General features: G+C 34.7%; 13 protein-coding genes. 6 read left to right on the top strand and 7 right to left on the bottom strand.

Annotated features, from left to right (window positions below; translation table 11 throughout):
- Positions 1 to 19: 19 nt before the first annotated feature.
- From ACP3TL_RS12950 to panB, 5 genes are all read right to left on the bottom strand, one after another.
- Positions 20 to 5737 carry an Ig-like domain-containing protein gene (locus ACP3TL_RS12950; protein WP_285325835.1) on the bottom strand — a complete coding sequence of 1906 codons (5718 nt, stop codon included), beginning with the start codon at positions 5735 to 5737 and terminating at the stop codon, positions 20 to 22.
- A gap of 215 nt (positions 5738 to 5952) precedes the next feature.
- The gene (gene exaC / locus ACP3TL_RS12945) at positions 5953 to 7473 is read right to left on the bottom strand and encodes an acetaldehyde dehydrogenase ExaC (RefSeq protein ID WP_285325837.1); all 1521 of its coding nucleotides are present in this window, start codon (positions 7471 to 7473) and stop codon (positions 5953 to 5955) included.
- A gap of 222 nt (positions 7474 to 7695) precedes the next feature.
- Complete coding sequence (gene mqo, locus ACP3TL_RS12940; protein WP_069818137.1) at positions 7696 to 9183, bottom strand: malate dehydrogenase (quinone); 1488 nt, start codon at positions 9181 to 9183, stop codon at positions 7696 to 7698.
- Between the two features lie 261 nt (positions 9184 to 9444).
- Positions 9445 to 10293 carry a pantoate--beta-alanine ligase gene (panC, locus tag ACP3TL_RS12935; RefSeq protein ID WP_069832721.1) on the bottom strand — a complete coding sequence of 283 codons (849 nt, stop codon included), beginning with the start codon at positions 10291 to 10293 and terminating at the stop codon, positions 9445 to 9447.
- Entirely contained in the window at positions 10290 to 11102 is an 813-nt protein-coding gene (gene panB / locus ACP3TL_RS12930; protein ID WP_069832722.1) for a 3-methyl-2-oxobutanoate hydroxymethyltransferase, read from the bottom strand. The genes panC and panB overlap by 4 nt, the downstream gene beginning before the upstream one ends.
- A gap of 81 nt (positions 11103 to 11183) precedes the next feature.
- On the opposite strand from panB, the gene ACP3TL_RS12925 reads away from it, so the two are divergent.
- Together ACP3TL_RS12925 and ACP3TL_RS12920 are read left to right on the top strand one after the other, a co-directional pair.
- Positions 11184 to 12044, top strand: a complete 861-nt coding sequence (locus tag ACP3TL_RS12925; protein WP_069832723.1) for an oxidoreductase — start codon at positions 11184 to 11186, stop codon at positions 12042 to 12044.
- A gap of 177 nt (positions 12045 to 12221) precedes the next feature.
- Positions 12222 to 12629: a DUF2871 family protein gene (locus ACP3TL_RS12920; RefSeq protein WP_426433216.1), complete on the top strand. Its 408-nt coding sequence runs from the start codon at positions 12222 to 12224 to the stop codon at positions 12627 to 12629.
- On the opposite strand, the gene ACP3TL_RS12915 is transcribed toward ACP3TL_RS12920, so the two are convergent.
- Positions 12616 to 13575 (bottom strand): IS30 family transposase, encoded by a 960-nt coding sequence (locus ACP3TL_RS12915; RefSeq protein WP_040762886.1) that lies wholly within the window; start codon positions 13573 to 13575, stop codon positions 12616 to 12618. The genes ACP3TL_RS12920 and ACP3TL_RS12915 overlap by 14 nt on opposite strands.
- Before the next feature lie 367 nt (positions 13576 to 13942).
- Between ACP3TL_RS12915 and ACP3TL_RS12910 the strand changes: the two genes are divergently transcribed.
- Positions 13943 to 15511, top strand: coding sequence for an alanine/glycine:cation symporter family protein (locus ACP3TL_RS12910; RefSeq protein ID WP_069832725.1), 1569 nt, complete (start codon positions 13943 to 13945; stop codon positions 15509 to 15511).
- Positions 15512 to 15608: 97 nt separating this feature from the next.
- Here ACP3TL_RS12910 and ACP3TL_RS12905 read toward each other — a convergent pair whose 3' ends face one another.
- Positions 15609 to 16157: a helix-turn-helix domain-containing protein gene (locus tag ACP3TL_RS12905; RefSeq protein WP_277575673.1), complete on the bottom strand. Its 549-nt coding sequence runs from the start codon at positions 16155 to 16157 to the stop codon at positions 15609 to 15611.
- 129 nt (positions 16158 to 16286) lie between these two features.
- Here ACP3TL_RS12905 and ACP3TL_RS12900 point away from each other — a divergent pair, with 129 nt between their 5' ends.
- The 3 genes from ACP3TL_RS12900 (at position 16287) to ACP3TL_RS12890 (ending at position 18646) form a co-directional block, all read left to right on the top strand.
- A complete protein-coding gene (locus ACP3TL_RS12900; RefSeq protein ID WP_069832727.1) occupies positions 16287 to 16862 on the top strand; it encodes a LysE family transporter in 576 nt (191 codons plus the stop codon).
- A 91-nt stretch (positions 16863 to 16953) separates the two neighbouring features.
- Positions 16954 to 17382 carry a pyridoxamine 5'-phosphate oxidase family protein gene (locus tag ACP3TL_RS12895; RefSeq protein ID WP_069818129.1) on the top strand — a complete coding sequence of 143 codons (429 nt, stop codon included), beginning with the start codon at positions 16954 to 16956 and terminating at the stop codon, positions 17380 to 17382.
- Between the two features lie 214 nt (positions 17383 to 17596).
- Complete coding sequence (locus tag ACP3TL_RS12890; protein WP_069832728.1) at positions 17597 to 18646, top strand: ABC transporter permease; 1050 nt, start codon at positions 17597 to 17599, stop codon at positions 18644 to 18646.
- Positions 18647 to 18660 lie beyond the last annotated feature (14 nt).

Below are 18660 nucleotides of genomic sequence, written 5' to 3'. Positions count from 1 at the left end.
CTCATTATAATATTAATTTTTATTGGTGATCTTCTTTATTTTTACGACGTCTTCCAATTAATAAGAACGCACCAAACATAGCTAATAATGAACTTAATAATCCATTGGCTTGGTTCTCACTTTCACCCGTGTCAGGTAATTTATCTACCTTTTTATTATCTGAGTTACCAAGTTTATTTTTGTCATTATTCAGATTTGAAATAATACCTTTCTTATCTTTAATTTGTAATACATCGCCTTTCGAACCTTCTGCTGTTTCAGCTTTATCGTTAATTGAAGTATTCGAAAGTTTGTTGCTACTATTTATATTTCCATATAGTTTTCCATCTTTCGCTTTATTACCATTCAAACCTAATTTATTGCTTGAATCATAATTATTGCTAGTATTATCGTGAACATTCGATTGGTTAGAGGTTGAATTACTATTGCTACTCACGATAATTGTTGTTCTAGATGTATTGCCTTTCTTATCAATCGCTGACACTTGTATTTTATCCCCAGGTTTTACATTGACATTAGTAGGTATATTAATTACGTATTTGCCTTGATTATCAGCCTTACCTGTTATGACAGTTCCATCCGGGAACTTAACTGTAATTGTCGAATTCGGTTTAGCTTGACCTGTAATTTGCGTAGATCCAGTCGTTACTCCACTCACTGTTGGCACTACTGGTGTGATTGTATTTTTAATAGTTAATCTTGTTTCTAAAGATACGTTTCCTGATCCATCTGTTGATGTGATAACCAAATCTTCGTTACCATTCAACTGCTTATCTAATGGTAAATCTATTACGTAATTTCCTTGATTATCTACTGTACCTGTTACTGTACTTCCATCTGGGAACTTCACTGTTATTGTGGAGCCTGGTTCGCCTGTTCCTGTTACTTTCATGTCTCCACTGGTCACCTCATTCACCGTTGGGGCTACAGGTGCTGTCGTATCTTTAACAGTCAATCTTGTTTCTGGTGATACATTACCTGATCCATCTGTTGATGTGATAACCAAATCTTCATTGCCATTCAATTGCTTATCTAATGGTAAATCGATCACGTAATTTCCTTGATTATCGACTGTGCCTGTTACTGTACTTCCATCTGGGAATTTAACTGTAATTGTTGAACCTGCTTCACCTGTTCCCGTAATTTGTGTACCTTCGCTTGTAACCTCATTCACCGTTGGGGATACAGGTGCTGTCGTATCTTTAACCGTTAATCGCGTTTCTGACGATACGTTTCCTGATCCATCTGTTGATGTGATAACCAACTCTTCATTGCCATTCAATTGCTTATCTAATGGTAAATCGATCATGTAATTTCCTTGACTATCGACTGTACCCGTTGCCACACTTCCATCTGGGAATTTAACCGTAATCGTTGAGCCTGGTTCACCTGTTCCTGTTACTTGTGTGCCTTCACTTGTAACCTCATTCACCGTTGGGGCTGTAGGTACTGTTGTATCTATAACTGTTAATCGTGTTTCTGGCGATACATTGCCTGATGAATCTGTTGATGTGACAACTAACTCTTCATTTCCTACTAAATCAACGTTTGTCGGAACATCTATTGCGTAATTGCCTTGATTATCTACTGTGCCTGTTGCCACACTTCCATCTGGGAATTGAACTGTAATTGTTGAATTTGATTCACCTGTTCCACTTACTTGCGTACCTTCACTTGTAACTTCATTCACCGTTGGTGCTACCGGTGCTGTCGCATCTGTAACTGTTAATCGTGTTTCCGGTGATACATTGCCCGCACCATCTGTCGATGTCACTATGAGTTCTTCATTACCTACTAAGTCCACGTTTGTTGGGATATCTATTGCGTAATTGCCTTGATTGTCTGCTGTGCCTGTTGCCACACTTCCATCTGGGAACTTCACTGTAATTGTTGAATTTGGTTCACCTGTTCCACTTACTTGCGTGCCTTCACTTGTAACTTCATTCACCGTTGGTGCTACCGGTGCCGTCACATCAGTAACAGTCAATCTTGTTTCCGGTGATACATTGCCCGCACCATCTGTTGATGTAACTACGAGCTCTTCATTTCCTACTAAATCTACGTTCGTCGGAACATCTATTGCGTAATTGCCTTGATTGTCTGCTGTACCTGTTGCCACACTTCCATCTGGGAATTTAACCGTAATCGTCGAGCCTGGTTCGCCAGTTCCTGTTACTTGTGTGCCTTCACTTGTAACCTCATTCACCGTTGGGGCTGTAGGTACTGTTGTATCTATAACTGTTAATCGTGTTTCTGGCGATACATTGCCTGATGAATCTGTTGATGTGACAACTAACTCTTCATTTCCTACTAAATCAACGTTTGTCGGAACATCTATTGCGTAATTGCCTTGATTATCTACTGTGCCTGTTGCCACACTTCCATCTGGGAATTGGACCGTAATCGTTGAGCCTGGTTCACTTGTTCCCGTAACTTGCGTGCCTTCACTTGTAACTTCATTCACCGTTGGCGCTACCGGTGCCGTCACATCAGTAACAGTCAATCTTGTTTCCGGTGATACATTGCCAGAAACATCTGTTGATGTAACTATCAATTCTTCGTTGCCTACTAAATCTACGTTCGTCGGAACATCGATTGCATAGTTGCCTTGACTATCTGCTATGCCTGTTGCCACACTTCCATCTGGGAACTTCACTGTAATTGTTGAATTTGGTTCACCTGTTCCACTTACTTGTGTACCTTCACTTGTAACCTCATTTACCATTGGTGCTACGGGTGCCGTCACATCAGTAACAGTCAATCTTGTTTCCGGTGATACATTGCCCGCACCATCTGTCAATGTCACTACGAGTTCTTCATTGCCTACTAAATCTAGGTTTGTCGGGATATCTATTGCGTAGTTGCCTTGACTATCTGCTGTGCCTGTTGTCACACTTCCATCTGGGAATTGAACTGTAATCGTCGATCCTGCTTCACTTGTTCCTGTTACTTGTGTACCTTCACTTGTGACTTCATTCACCACTGGTGCGTTTGGTGCTGTTATATCTGTCACAGTTACTGGGTCTGATGCATAACTCGTTTTTCCATTCTTTGTAGCAGTAGCAGCCAAAATTGTTCCGGCTTTAAGTGGTTGGGTCAACTGCAACGTTTTTGTTGTCTCGCTGTTTCCTAACACCACTTTTCCAATAACCTTGTTGTTATTATCTTTGACCACAATAGTAGATCCTCCAACACCATTGACTTGAAGGCTTGTACTTTGATCGTTAACCGGGGCAATACTTGGTTTTAATAATGATTTTATATCAATTACCTTAAATGTATTTACCTCATCATTTCGATAGTTAGGCGAGTCTATAGCCACCTTATAAGTACCAGGTGTTAATTTCGATACGTTTAATCTAAATGTACCGTTACCATTCACGGTACCTTGACTTACTACCGTGCCATTTGCGTTCAAAATTTTCACTTTTTGATTTGCTGCATATTGATCTAATGGGACATCACCGTTAATGATGGTATCCTCTGTCGTAATATCATTTACAATAGGTTTGCCTACTAATGGAGAGGTCTGATATCTTAAAACTTCGTCTCCATCATTTTTACCATCTCTATCTGTATCACCGTTAAATGGATCAGAATGAGATTTATGAATTTCAAAATTATCCGTCAAACCATCTTTATCTATATCTTGAATATAGTACGTTGAAGAACCAAAAGTATTAGCGATCATTCCTCCAGTTCTATCTGTTAAGTATCCATTAAATGCAAAGTCTTCTTTTACTCGGGTTGTACTAGGTATTAAATTACCATTCGCATCATAAGAAGCACCCCTAGTTAATATATTATTAGGGCTTTGATTATATACAAGTACAATTCTAATACCTACAGTTTCTGGTAATGAATTATTAAATTCTATGAGTTGATTTAAATCGATATCTGCAATAGTTCCTCTACCATTTGCATCAACTGCAAGCGTTGCTACTCTATTTCCTTTATAATATTTCTTATCAAAACCACTTACACCTTTAAAATCTAATTTATGTAATTCTATTGAAGAAATATATGGTAACAAAGTAGGATCAATTTGATAATTATATGCCCATTGTTTATTTAACCCAAGATCAAGTATTCTTCCACCGTAGTTAAATATTCCATTCTTTAATATTTGATGATCTATGATTGCACCACCGAAATTACCGATTGTAGAATCAAATTGTACTGTTCCACTACTTGCTTTAAATGCACTATTAGCATTATTAGATTGTGATGGGATAATGTTATTTATTTCTGTATCTGATGGTGTTAAAAAATAACCGCTCGTTTCTGAGGTTTGTATTTTTTTATTTTCAAAATCGTCTTTCACATATATGAGATAATTTAACTTATCTTTTTTATTTTTCATGCTGTTCAAGATATTTTTAACGGTAGTGTCAAGTTCCATACGTCCTCCAGTGGCTGTATATTGCGATAATATTTCTGCACCACCAAATAAACCACCATTTGCTCTAATGAAATTAACTTGCCAAATGTTAGTCAATTTACCTTGCTTATTAGATAATCTAACTAACTCTACTGGTGATGTACTACCAACAGGATTAACAGTAATTCTTGTCACATGGTTAGCTATCACTGGATCTAGTTGTAAATTTATTTTATATCTATCTCCAGAATTTGCCCCAGTCAAATAACTATGGATTTCAAATGGAATAGTTTTACCATTTAAAACTTCGTTACTTGTTAATGTACTAGGATCAAAAATCAAGGTTTGGAATGTATAGTTATCTGAGTAATCTAATGTTTCCAAAGAGCTATCTTCTGTCATTGCTCTGGGTGATTTTTTTCTGAATATGACTGAACGAGCTCTTCTCACTTTAGCAACATTATTATTGGATTCATTTGTATTCAGCGCTCTTGCTCTTTCACTTCCACTTCTATCTACGCCAGTGTTCGCATTAGCTGAATTAGTATTTTCTCTTTGTGTATTTACTTCATCTTTTGCTTTTATTTTATTACTAGTATTATTTGCTATATAACTATTAACATCTCTTGTTTGTTTAGATTGTGCCTCGCTTTGGTTTATTGTAGTTTCCTCTGCTACATCACTTGTTTGTCTATCCTCGTAATTTGGAGATGTGTCATCAACATTATTAACTTTTTTATTTTCGTTTTTTATAATTTCACTATTTTCTTTGTTTTCTTTTTCAATTACATTAGTTTCTTTTTCACCATTCGCTTTATTATCAGCTTTTAGTTTATTCTCGATTTTTACAATTTCAATATTCTCTTCATTAGTCTTATTAGATTTTGACGCTGCATTTTCTTTTTCAATTACATTCGTCGCGTTGTTATTATTCTCTTTATTGTCAGTAACTTTACTTTCATTAGTGTTTACAGCTACTTCTGGTTCTTTATTGTTGGTGTCAATTTCATTTGTGTTATTTGCTGTTGGCTTACTTTGAACAATACTTTGCTCTGAAGCACTATGACTTGCTTTTAAATTGTCCTTCTGAATATCATGGCTTTCTGAAAAGTCATTGACTGGCTCTTGTTCGTTGCTATTTGCTTTTTCTGTATCAACTAAGTGGTTATCATCTTCGTTCACATTAGTATTGAGTGCTTTGGAATCTTTTGGAAGATCGTTTTCTGCTGCATTCGCATCGTTAGATAATCCGAATACTAATACGCTTCCTACTAATAATGACGCTGTGCCAACTGAAAGTTTTCTAATAGAATATTTGTTCTTTCTATTAGGTGTTAAATCATGATTGTTTTTCATTATTTTCCTCCATTAATCTTAGTCGATATTACAATATCACAATTGTATTATTTTTTTAAGAGTTTTATATGGATTTAAATATAAAAATTAAATTAGAGAATTATTTATTAGGTTTACGAAAATATACAATTAGAAATAATTTTAGTAACAACAAAAAAACTATCACGCATTAGCGTAATAGTTTTAAATTTCTCATTATATTTATTTCTTTTTCATTAAAATAGGCCTGTTGGTTTTGTATCATAACTTACAAGTAAATTTTTAGTTTGTTGATAATGGTCTAACATCATTAAATGATTTTCACGACCAATACCACTCATTTTGTACCCGCCAAAAGCAGCATGCGCTGGATAAGTATGATAATTATTCACCCATACACGTCCTGCTTGAATTCCTCTGCCTATGCGATATGCAGTATTTTGATTTCTCGTCCAAATACCTGCCCCAAGACCGTAAATCGTATCATTCGCCATTTCTAGAGCTTCTTCATTTGTTTTAAAAGTTGCGACAGATAATACCGGACCAAATATTTCTTCTTGGAAAATACGCATACTTTGGTCACCTTTGAATATCGTTGGCTCAATATAAAATCCATTTTCTAAATTCTCGTTTTCTTGTCTAACATTTCCACCTACAAGAATTTCAGCGCCTTCTTCCTTACCAATATCTAAGTATTTTTTGATTTTTTCTTGTTGCTCATTTGAAGTTTGTGCACCAACCATTGTTGTTTCATCTAAAGGATTTCCTAATTTTATTTTATTCACTTTTTCTATACATAAAGCTATAAATTTTTCATAAATGTCTTCATGAATAAGTGCTCTTGAAGGACATGTACATACCTCACCTTGATTTAGTGCAAACATGACTAACCCTTCAACAGCTTTTTCTAAAAATTCGTCATCTTCATCCATGATATCTTTGAAAAATACATTCGGTGATTTACCACCCAGTTCAAGCGTGACCGGTATGACATTGTCACTAGCATTTTTCATAATAATCTTTCCAGTTGTCGTTTCACCTGTAAACGCAACTTTATTTATGTTTTTATGGGTCGCTAGCGCTTCACCAGTTTCATTGCCGAAGCCATTTACTATATTAAGCACACCTTCTGGTAAAATATCTTCTATCAGTTCAATAAAATGTAAAATCGATACTGGTGTTTGTTCTGCAGGCTTAAGTATCACTGTATTACCTGTTACAATCGCTGGAGCAATCTTCCAAGTTGCCATAAGTAAAGGGAAGTTCCAAGGGATAATTTGTCCAATTACACCTAAGGGTTCTTTGTAATGATATGCAACTGTATCATTATCTATTTGGGAAATGCCGCCTTCTTCGGCGCGAATCACACCTGCAAAATACCTAAAATGATCTACTACTAATGGTAAATCTGCTGTAAGTGTTTCTCTCACTGGCTTACCATTATCAAAAGTTTCTATCACTGCTAAATATTCTAAATTTTCTTCAATACGATCAGCTATATCTAATAATAATTGTGATCTTTCAGATAATGATTTTTTACCCCATTCGACTTGCGCTTTCTGAGCAGCTTCAACTGCTAAATCAACATCTTTTTGTGTGGACTTTGGTATCTTGGCATAACTTTCACCTGTAACTGGTGAAATATTATCAAAATAATTTCCTTCTTGGGGTTCAACCCATTTTCCACCTATAAAATTAGCATATTTCGATTTTACTTTGTATTTTGCATCTTCTTGATTTGGATTTGTATATATCATTGTAAAACCTCCTTTATTGGGTCTTATACCCTCATTAAAATAAAGTAAGCGCTTTCTTATATAATATTTTAATTTTATAAGAGAAATAAATGATATTTCATAAGAAATAATAGTAAAAAAGAGTACACTTTGTATTAGTTTAACTTGTTAGACGAAAATATATTAAAATTAGATACAAAAATCCCTTGAAGCATGATACTTCAAGGGATAGTTTATTACTTATTATTTATTGTTTAATTCAAGTTCAGCATTATTTGCTTGTCGTATTTCTTTTAATAATGCGTAATCTTCAATTAATGATTTACCATAAGATGGAATAATTTCTTTCAACTTAGGTTCCCATTCAGCCATATAATCTGGGAAGTTTTTCTCGATTACTTCTAATGCAACTGAAACTGAAGTAGAAGCACCTGGAGATTCACCTAATAATGCAATTACAGAATGGTCTTTTGAATTTACAACTTCTGTACCGAATTGAATAAATCCTCTACCGTGTTCTTTTGTATCTTTGATAACTTGAACACGTTTACCAGCTTGCATAATATCCCAATCTTTATCTTTAGCATCAGGAACAAATCGACGTAATTCTTTCATTCGATCTTCTTTTTTAGCTAATACTTCTTGAATAGAATATTTAATTAACGGGAAGTTTTTCGCCGCTGCAGCTAACATAGTGATTATGTTGCTAGGGTTAATTGATTTAAATAAATCTAAATTAGAACCATTTTTCAAGAATTTAGGGCCAATCGCTGCGAATGGTCCAAATAATAATGAGTTTTCATCTTGGATATAGCGTCTATCTAAGTGAGGTACCGTCATTGGCGGTGTACCTTCAGGTTCTTTACCATAAGCTTTAACTTCATGCTTAGCTACAACATCAGGATTATTACATACTAAGAATTCTCCTGTAATTGGGAAACCACCTAAATGCTTACTTTCTGGAATACCAGTTTTTTGTAGCATTGGAATTGCAGCACCACCTGCACCAATAAATAGATAGTCAGTAATGTGATGTTCTACTTTATTAGTTTTAAGGTCTTTAATTTTAACTTCCCATTTACCATCTTTACGACGGCTGAAGTCTTGAACTTCATGTTTGTAGAAAAGTTCTGCATTTTCATGTTCGTTTAAGTTTTTAGCCATTTTTCTTGTAAGTTCACCGAAGTTCACATCTGTACCTTCGTTTATTTTACTAGCTGCAACTACTTCTTCTGGATCGCGGCCTTCCATCATTAATGGCATCCACTCTTGTAGTTTTTTATGGTCTTCTGTATATTCTATACCTTTAAACATTGATAAAGGCGCAAGAGCTTCATAACGTCTCTTCAAGAAATTCACATTTTTATCGCCTTGCACAAAACTAATATGCGGTAATGGGCGTATAAATTCTTGTGGATCTTGAATTTGATTACTTTTTACTAAGTGAGACCAAAATTGTTTTGAAATCTCAAATTGTTCGTTAATTTCTTTTGCTTTTTCGATATCGATTGAACCGTCTTTTTGTTCAACTGTATAGTTCAATTCACATAATGCGGCATGTCCAGTACCAGCATTGTGGCGTTCGTTAGAACTTTCAATTGCAGGTTTTTCGAGTCTTTCAAAAAGTTTGATATTCCATTCTGGTGCAAGATCTTTTAACATCGTACCGAATGTTGTACTTAAAACACCAGCACCAATTAAAATGACATCTTTTGAGTTAGATTCACTCATTTTTTTACCACCTCTCGTGATCACTTTTTAATTAATTATATAAGATAAAGCATAGTTGTTTCGTTCTTGAGATAACACATATATCATTTTCACTACTGTATTTATACCCTTAAAACTATTTAATTATCATATAATCGTTTTCTCGATAAATATCTCTCTATATATATGATAAATCAACACTAAGAAAATGTAAATTGTATATTGAGAGAATGTTGTATCTAACTGAATTGTTCACTAAGCATGTAAATACATTAAGACAAATTAATCACCGATAATAATATTATCTATTAGACGTGCCTGGCTAAATTTGACTGCCAGCGATATAAAAATTCTATCTGTAATTTCATGTTGCTCAACAAGTTGGGGATAGCTATAAATTGCTACTGTTTCGATATCCCCGCTCGTATATTGTTGTATATAATCACGGGTAGTTTCAATGATTTTCAAACTGCTGCGTTCACCTTGCTTATATAATGATTGTGCTAACTGCAAACTTTTATAGAGGTGAGGCGCTTCTGCTCTTTCATCTGGTGTTAAATAAATATTACGCGAGCTTTTAGCTAGACCATCCGCTTCACGAACAATGTCTACGCCTACAATATCAATTGCATGATTAAAGTCTTCAACCATTTTTTCTACTATAGCTAACTGCTGTGCATCCTTTTTTCCAAAATAAGCACGCTGTGGTTGTATAATATTGAACAGTTTATTTACTACTGTCACTACGCCGTCAAAATGACCCGGACGCTGTGCGCCTTCTAATACTGACGCTAGACGTCCAGCCTTCACTTCAATTGTAGGTTGTTCCGGATACATTTCTTTTTCACTCGGATAAAAAATATAATCTACGCCTACTGATGCTGCTTTTGCTGTGTCACTTTCAATGTCTCGAGGATACGCATCTAAATCTTCATCAGGTCCAAATTGCAGTGGATTTACAAAAACACTAATAACTGTCACATCATTTTCAGAAATAGATTGTGACATCATTTTTAAATGGCCCTCGTGTAAGGCGCCCATAGTAGGTACAAAGCCCACTGATTTATTTGATTTTCTCCATTGCTTAGACAACTCAGTCATTTCTTCTATAGTAGTAATTAACTCAGTCATTCAGACACCTCGTTCATGACCTGCTTTTTGTAAGTGTACGCATCACTCGGAAATTGTTGTGACTTAACTTCAGTACCATATTGAGATAATGCTTGAACACCTTTTGAAAAATCACCATATTGTTTCACAAATTTTGCTTGATGATTCACTTCATAATTTAGTAAATCGTGATACACCAATACTTGTCCATCTGTGCCTTTACCAGCGCCAATTCCAATAACTGGGATATCTAAATTTTCAGTGATTTTAGCAGCTAAATCGCTTGGAATAGCTTCTAACACTAACATAACAGCACCTGCTTGTTGTACAGCATACGCATCATTTATAAGTTGTTGCGCTGCTTCTTTGGTATTTGCCTGCATTTTATACCCTGTTATACCAACACTTTGGGGTGTTAACCCAAGATGTGAAACAACTGGGATACCCATATTGCTACAACTTTCAATATATTGAGTTAAATGCGCACCTTCAGCCTTAATCGCATGCGCTTGAGTTTGTTGATATAACTTTACAGCTGTTTCTAAATCCGACTGCTCGTTTACACCTACCGCACCAAAAGGCACATCTACAATTACAAATGTGTCTGGCGCACCTCGTCGTACAGCTTTGGCATGATGAACCATATCGTCTACTGTTACTTGTACTGTGCTGTCATAACCTAAGACGGTCATCCCTAATGAATCACCAACTAATATTGTATCTATCTGTGCTGCTTCAACTTGCTTCGCACTAGGATAATCATATGCTGTCACCATTGATATCTTATCGTTACTCTGTTTCATATCTATTAACTGATTTAATGTTTTCAATTAAAATCATCTCCGCAGTTTGTTATATTTGTATTGTTATCCATATACTAACCAATCTACTTAGAAAAGGAAATTAAAAACATGAACAAAATTGCAATAATTGGACCTGGCGCAGTAGGTAGCACGATTGCAATTGATCTTTTAGCAACACATCCTGATTTACGCTTACTCGGTCGCCGATCTCAAACGCTCACCTACTATGCCAATAATAATAATGATCATGAACGTACTTTACAGGTCACGCCATTAATAACTGATCAAAACCCAGTTGATGTTTTAATTATTGCTGTTAAAATACCTCAACTTGATGATGTATTAAGAGAAATGGAACATTTAATCCATGAGCAAACCATTATTATACTCGCTCAAAATGGTCACGGTCAGTTGTCACGCTTTGAACATCCTCACGTATTTCAAGCTGTTGTTTATATTAGCGGACAAAAATCTGGTTCTACCGTAACGCATTATCGTGATCACAAACTCATTTTAGAAGATAGTCCAGAAACGCGTGCATTCCGTGATATTGTAGTGGGCTCTTCTTTAGAAGTTGAACTCACAAACGATATTGATTATGCCATTTGGTATAAACTGCTTGTTAATTTAGCCATTAATAGTGTCACTGCATTAAGTCGTCGCACTGCCGAAGTACTTCAAGTTCCGGGTATCAAACACCTTTGCAAGCAACTATTAGTTGAAGGTGTAGCCATTGCACAAGCTGAAAATGTGTACTTTGATGATGACATTGTCGATGATATTATGACAATTTACAAAGATTATCCCAATCAAATGGGCACAAGTATGTATTATGACATCATCTCAGCTAATCCATTAGAAATAGCAGGGATCCAAGGCTTTCTATTCAAAAAAGCAAGAGAACATCAATTGGTTACACCTGTACTCGATACTATTTATCCACTATTATTGGCACAACAAAAATATTAATATGTTATTTTTTAAAATTTATTCTACTTGATATGCCAATATTAAAATTTATATTTCATTCGTTATCGTGCTTTTCTTTCATATTGCTATAAACTGTTAATTTATTTTTATGCTGTTCATAAACAGTTCATAAAATCACTTTATATTATAGTTATTAACAATTTGGAGGAAGAAAAAATGAAAAAATTAATGTTCAGCTCTGCCTTTTATACTTTATTAGGGTTACTTAGTGGTTTGTTTTATAGAGAAATGTCAAAAGGAGAAAATTTCAGCGATTATTCGCAATTAAATGTAACGCACACACATTTATTAGTTTTAGGTACAATTATGTTCTTGATTTTCATGGTTATCGAACACCAACTTAAATTGACTCGTAATGGTAAATTATTTAATAGTTTCTTTTATATTTTCCACTTAGGCGTATTAGTAACTGTAGCAATGCAATTTGTGAATGGTATTGCTACTATCAAAGGATTCAGTGTAAGTCCTGCAATCGCGGGCATTGCTGGTTTAGGTCACATCTTTATTTCTATCGCATTCATATTATTCTTTGTGTTATTAACTTCGTTTGTCAAAATAAGCTAGACAGTTTACCTACATCCATGTAACTCATAAATACTTCCAACGGGGTTTGATAATTCAATGACTTTCTGGGGATATGGTTCCTTCTGGTAGAGACGGAGGAAACAAACCGCTGGTCCACCTGATTGAAATCCATCCCCTTAGGCAATCCATCTGTCCGCAATAACCCATTGGAATGTTCATTCAACCCGCGCTGGGAAGGGGTGCCCGGATCAGCGAAATAGATGGAAAGATCATTCTGATTACTGATTGACCGCCAATTCGAGAATTCTTTGCCACAATCGAATGTAATGGATTTGAACAGGTTTCTGGGCACCTGATGACACCATGTGTTGAGCGTGGTTTCGATATCCTTCGCTGTTCTGCCTTCGGGTTTTAGCGTGATGATGGCTTTTGACAGGCGTTCAACCAATGTAATGATGGCACTTTTATGGTGGACACCGACAATCGTGTCGCCTTCAAGATGACCAAATTCTTCGTTGAATGCCGGATAATCCGTCTCTCTTTCAGAAATGTTCCGTTTGAATGTCTGTCTGCCCCGGCGTTCCTTATGACCGTTTGGTTTTCGCTTGCCTTTCATCGGCAGTGTAGAAATATCAAACTGCTGACGTTTGAATAGCCGGTACAGTGTCCGTCCCGAACAATTAATTGGGTGTTCCTCGCGACCAGTAATCACATCGGGGGTCCAGCCCTGAGCGACTTTTTCTTCAACATAGAGATGTTGATCGGCGGGTAGTACAGTCTGTTTTCTACCACAGCGTTTCTTGTTCTGCTTATAGCGCTTGTAATAATCCAGTGCCGTGTGCCCGTCTTTCAGAAAAGTCACCACATTGTGCACTGTTTGACGGGCCCGGCCCATCTGTCTTGAAATCTTTGTGACAGAGCTATTTTGATGGAAATAGGCTTCTATTATTATCAATTCATCCGTGCTAAGATGGGTGTAGGTCATTCGTGATCACTCCTATGATTTCTTTGGTTGGAAATTAATTTTGAGTGTATCACGAGTGGCTTTTCTTATGTGTCTAGCTTAATTTTACAATCGGCGTAAACAAAAGAATTAACGCCACTGCAGAAAAAAGAAAATAGCATAACAAAAAATCTGTTCAAGTCTCAATAATAGAAACTTGAACAGATTTTTTTGTATTTTTTCAATTCCCTCCATATATAAAATTATTAAAAATTAATTCCATATTTTAATTCATTAAAATGTTAATGAATTAATTGACACTCTTGCTCACAGATTTCAGACGTGTACAATTGCTAGCAAGCGCTTACATAAGTCAGTGTAAAATCCATTTTATGTTAGGAGAATTAATTTGATTACAGAATTCATTGATTTCTTAGATAAAATTATATGGAGTCCTCCGTTAGTTTTTGGTTTATTAATAACAGGACTGATATTTTCACTTATTACTCGCTTCGCACAAGTGAGACAATTTAAAGAAATGATACGTTTATTATTCAAAGGAGAAAAATCTCCACAAGGTATCTCTAGTTTTCAAGCTATTTCATTATCTTTAGCAGGCAGAGTTGGCACAGGGAATATCGTTGGTGTGTCAGCAGCCATATTTATTGGCGGCCCCGGTGCAGTCTTCTGGATGTGGGTGACAGCTTTACTAGGCGCAAGCACTGCATTTGTAGAGTCTACATTGGGACAAATATATAAACAAAAGGAAAATGGGGAATACAGAGGCGGCCCTGCTTATTACATTGAAAATGGTATTGGAGGAAAGTTCGGAAAAATATTTGCGTTGATATTTGCCATAGTGACTATTATTTCAATCGGACTTTTAATGCCAGGCGTACAGTCCAATGCAATTGCAACTTCATTACATAGTGCTTTTAGCGTTCCAAAATGGGCAGTCACTATTTTTCTCGTGATATTACTATCGCTTATCATTTTTGGTGGAATTAAACGCATTGCCAGTATGGCAACAGCAATTGTCCCTTTTATGGCTATAGCTTACATTTTATTAGCTGTTATTGTAATTTTTTTAAATATTGAAGAAGTTCCTGCATTGTTCGCACTTATTTTTAAATCTGCACTAGGGTTGCAATCTACTTTTGGTGGCATTATTGGCGCAATGATTGAAATTGGTGTAAAACGTGGATTATATTCAAATGAAGCAGGTCAAGGGACAGGGCCCCATGCAGCTTCAGCAGCAGAAGTATCTCATCCAGCAAAACAAGGGCTTGTACAAGCTTTCTCAGCTTATATAGATACTATTTTCGTCTGTACAGCTACCGCGTTAATTATTTTAATTTCAGGAACTTATAATACAACAGATGGTACTGAGAATGCACAGGGACAGCCTAATTTAATTGAAGATAATGGTGTTTATGTGTTGAATGCAGATGGCTCTAAAGATTTTTCTGGGACTGCCATGTATGTACAATCTGGTATCGATAAAGCATTTCAAGGTGATAGCTACCAATTTGATCCAAATTTTGCTGGGTTCGGCTCTTATTTTATAGCTATTGCATTGTTTTTCTTTGCATTTACTACCATATTAGCTTATTCGTACATTACTGAAACAAATATTGCGTATCTCACTAGAAATATGAGTACTAAAAAATCAAATTTTTATATTACATTGACTCGTTTCCTACTTATTTTTGCCACTGCATACGGCACTATTAAAACCGCTGATGCTGCGTGGGCCATGGGTGATGTAGGTGTTGGTATGATGGCATGGCTAAATATTATAGCTATATGGATTTTATGTAAACCCGCCTTTCGTGCTTTAAAAGATTTTGAAAATCAGAAAAAATCGAAAGGCTCTGGCAGCTTGGCTGTTTATAAACCCACTCAACAAGATGCTCCTAATGCATATTTTTGGTTTAACAGAGAAAAAAATAATGAAAATGCTCATAAACAAGAATAATAAATATTCAGAGCAAAACTTTATAATCTTATTTTATAGTATGAATTATATAACAAAACCCATGCCCTCTACTACATCGAGGAACATGGGTTTTAATTTATTGATAGTCAATAACCATAGATATTAGAGTTATATTTTCTCCATTATTAATATAACTATGAGAGATATCTGATTTGAACCTCAAGGCATCGCCTTCGCCTAAATGAAGCGTTTCATGTTCTAAATGCATTTCTAATTGCCCATCAATTACAATAATTGATTCCTCTGAACCGGATAAATGGGGTTCTGCATCTAATGTTGCTCCTGGATCGAGCTCTACATAAAAGAATTCAAAGGACTTACTCTTTTCAAATGGGAAATATGGATAAACACGATATTTTCCCTCATCTTCAGTAACAGGTACAACATCTTCTTTTTTTAACTGTGTATAATCTGACTCTGCCTCATTCATTAAACTACTAAACGATAATTTTAAACCGTTACTAATTTTCCAAACGGTATTTATTGAAGGAATCGTATTACCTTTTTCAATTTCATTCAATGAAGATGTGCTCACCCCTGTGAGTTTTGATAATTTGTCCAAGCTAATCTTATTTTTCTTTCTATATAAGTAAATATTCTTAGCTACTATTTTATGAAATTCCATTATTTGCCCCCTTTTATATTGACTTTCCTGTTTAATGGATATAAAATCCTTTTAAAAGGAAATATCCTATTGAGCGGAATTTTAATGATTATATTTCCATAATACAGGATAATGAAGGGAGAATGCAATTTGTTTATATCATTTATTTTTTATACGTTTTTTATGAGTTATACCCCTGGGCCTAACAATTTATTAGCATTAGACGGCGTTTTAAAATTAGGTCTTAAAGGCACTGCGAAATTCTTAATTGGTATTGGATTAGGTTTTTTAACGCTTTCCATGTTTTGCTTGTTATTTAGTGAATATATGGCTGCTTACTTTTCAAGTTTTATATTTGTAATTAAAATAGTGGGATTTATTTACTTATTGTATCTTGCTTATTCTGTATTTAAACATGATAGTAAAGACGCTCAACAAAGCAATACGTATCGTATGAGAGATGGTTTGCTTCTTCAATATATGAATCCTAAAACAATCGTTTATGTACTTACTGCTATCGTGACCTATGTCACTACTCAAAATATAAGTTTTCTTGCTACACTGAGTTATACAATTATCATTGCACTTATCGGTGTTTCAGGTGCAGTCGCCTGGGCCGTTATGGGTCTTTGTTTTAAAAATCTTCTATTAAAATATGAATTCATCTATAAAGTTAGTATGTCTGCATGTCTTGTAGTTTTAGCATTTATGATGATTTTAGAATGATTATTATCAAATTGAACTTTATTAAATTTTCTCAGAATTTACTTTTTAATTCTCATTATTAGGGAATAAAATATATAGAGGTGATTCATATATGAATAATACTAATTTAACTAACAAGATTAATGAAATACTCAACACATCACGTGTCGGGGTGTTATCTACCGCATATAATCATATACCTAACAGTAGATATATGATTTTTTATAATGACGGTAACACGCTTTATACAAAAACAAATGTTAACTCAATAAAAATTGAGGAAATTGAGTCAAACCCACGTGCACATATTTTAATTGGTTACGATGATACAAATAATCGTAGTTTTCTAGAAATTGATGCCACATTATCAATTGTTCAAGATCAAGAAACAATTGATTGGTTATGGCAAAACCAAGACAAATCATTTTTCGATAATAAAACTGACCCAGAACTATGTGTAGTTAAAGCTCAGCCAAAATCTATTAAGATAATGAATGATAAAACATTAGTCGAACCACAAACTATAAATTTTGAGGGTTAATTTTCAAAACACTTGTATAAGTAATAGCTTATACAAGTGTTTTGTCCTTCATTAAATAATCTACGATTTAAGATACACTGTCTTTTTCACATAGAAAATGAATACATTCTATATTTAAATAGGTTATTATAGAAGTAAGCTTTATAAAATAAGTTGAAAATGAATTTTTTAATTTATATAAATCTAGTGACAATTTACATATAGGAGGTAATTTATGTTTTTAGCATGGAATGAAATTAAACGTAACAAGTTGAAATTCAGCTTGATTATCGGTGTCTTGATTATGATTAGTTACCTACTCTTCCTTTTATCTGGCTTAGCAAGCGGACTGATGAATATGAATAGAGAAGGTATCGATAAATGGCAAGCCGATGCTATTGTATTAAATAAAGATGCAAATGAAACTGTAGAGCAGTCTTCGTTCAATAAAGATGATGTCGGAAATACATATGATAAACAAACGACTTTAAAACAGACAGGTGTTATCGCTTCTAATGGTAATGCAGAAGAAAATGCCTTACTATTTGGTGTCACTTCTGATTCTTTCCTAGTCCCTGATATTATAGAAGGCAAAAAAGTTAAATCTGACAATGAAGTAATAGCAGATGAAACTCTAAAAGATAAAGGATTTAAAATAGGAGATAAATTATCGTTATCACAATCAGATGAAAAATTAGAAATTGTAGGCTTTAGTGAAAGTGCTAAATACAATGCCTCTCCAGTGCTGTTTTCTAATAATAGTACAATACAAAAAATTAATCCTTCATTAAATGAAGATAAAACCAATGCGGTCGTGGTCAGAGATAAAGATTGGAATAAACAAGATTTAAATAGTGATTTAGAAGCTATAGAAATTGAAAGTTTCGTTGAAAACTTACCAGGTTATCAAGCTCAAAACTTAACGTTAAACTTTATGATTACATTCTTATTTATTATTTCTGCAACAGTGATTGGCATCTTTTTATATGTCATTACGTTACAAAAAACTAATTTATTCGGTGTGTTAAAAGCACAAGGTTTCACAAATGGATATTTAGCAAAAGTTGTATTATCACAAACGTTCATCATTGCGATGATTGGTACAGTGATTGGTCTTGCGCTAACTTTACTTACTGGTGCCTTTTTACCAAGTGTGGTCCCAGTTAAATTTGATGTTACTACGTTATTAGTATACGGCGTCGTCCTTATCATAGTTTCTCTATTAGGTAGCCTCTTCTCGATATTGACGATTAGAAAAGTAGATCCACTCAAGGCAATAGGATAAATAGGAGTGTATAA

This window comes from Staphylococcus caseorum, assembly GCF_049943195.1.
Taxonomy (GTDB): Bacteria; Bacillota; Bacilli; order Staphylococcales; family Staphylococcaceae; genus Staphylococcus; species Staphylococcus equorum_A.
The sequence above is the reverse complement of the archived record's forward strand: the minus strand, read 5'-3'. Positions and strand labels throughout refer to the sequence as shown.

What these genes read in the sequence shown, in the direction of transcription:
- exaC (WP_285325837.1), bottom strand. Translation starts at nt 7,473, where the DNA reads ATGATATATACAAATCCAAATCAAGAAGATGCAAAATACAAAGTAAAA.
- ACP3TL_RS12950 (WP_285325835.1), bottom strand. Translation starts at nt 5,737, where the DNA reads ATGAAAAACAATCATGATTTAACACCTAATAGAAAGAACAAATATTCT.
- mqo (WP_069818137.1), bottom strand. Translation starts at nt 9,183, where the DNA reads ATGAGTGAATCTAACTCAAAAGATGTCATTTTAATTGGTGCTGGTGTT.
- ACP3TL_RS12920 (WP_426433216.1), top strand. Translation starts at nt 12,222, where the DNA reads ATGAAAAAATTAATGTTCAGCTCTGCCTTTTATACTTTATTAGGGTTA.
- ACP3TL_RS12890 (WP_069832728.1), top strand. Translation starts at nt 17,597, where the DNA reads ATGTTTTTAGCATGGAATGAAATTAAACGTAACAAGTTGAAATTCAGC.
- ACP3TL_RS12905 (WP_277575673.1), bottom strand. Translation starts at nt 16,157, where the DNA reads ATGGAATTTCATAAAATAGTAGCTAAGAATATTTACTTATATAGAAAG.
- ACP3TL_RS12895 (WP_069818129.1), top strand. Translation starts at nt 16,954, where the DNA reads ATGAATAATACTAATTTAACTAACAAGATTAATGAAATACTCAACACA.
- panC (WP_069832721.1), bottom strand. Translation starts at nt 10,293, where the DNA reads ATGACTGAGTTAATTACTACTATAGAAGAAATGACTGAGTTGTCTAAG.
- ACP3TL_RS12915 (WP_040762886.1), bottom strand. Translation starts at nt 13,575, where the DNA reads ATGACCTACACCCATCTTAGCACGGATGAATTGATAATAATAGAAGCC.
- ACP3TL_RS12925 (WP_069832723.1), top strand. Translation starts at nt 11,184, where the DNA reads ATGAACAAAATTGCAATAATTGGACCTGGCGCAGTAGGTAGCACGATT.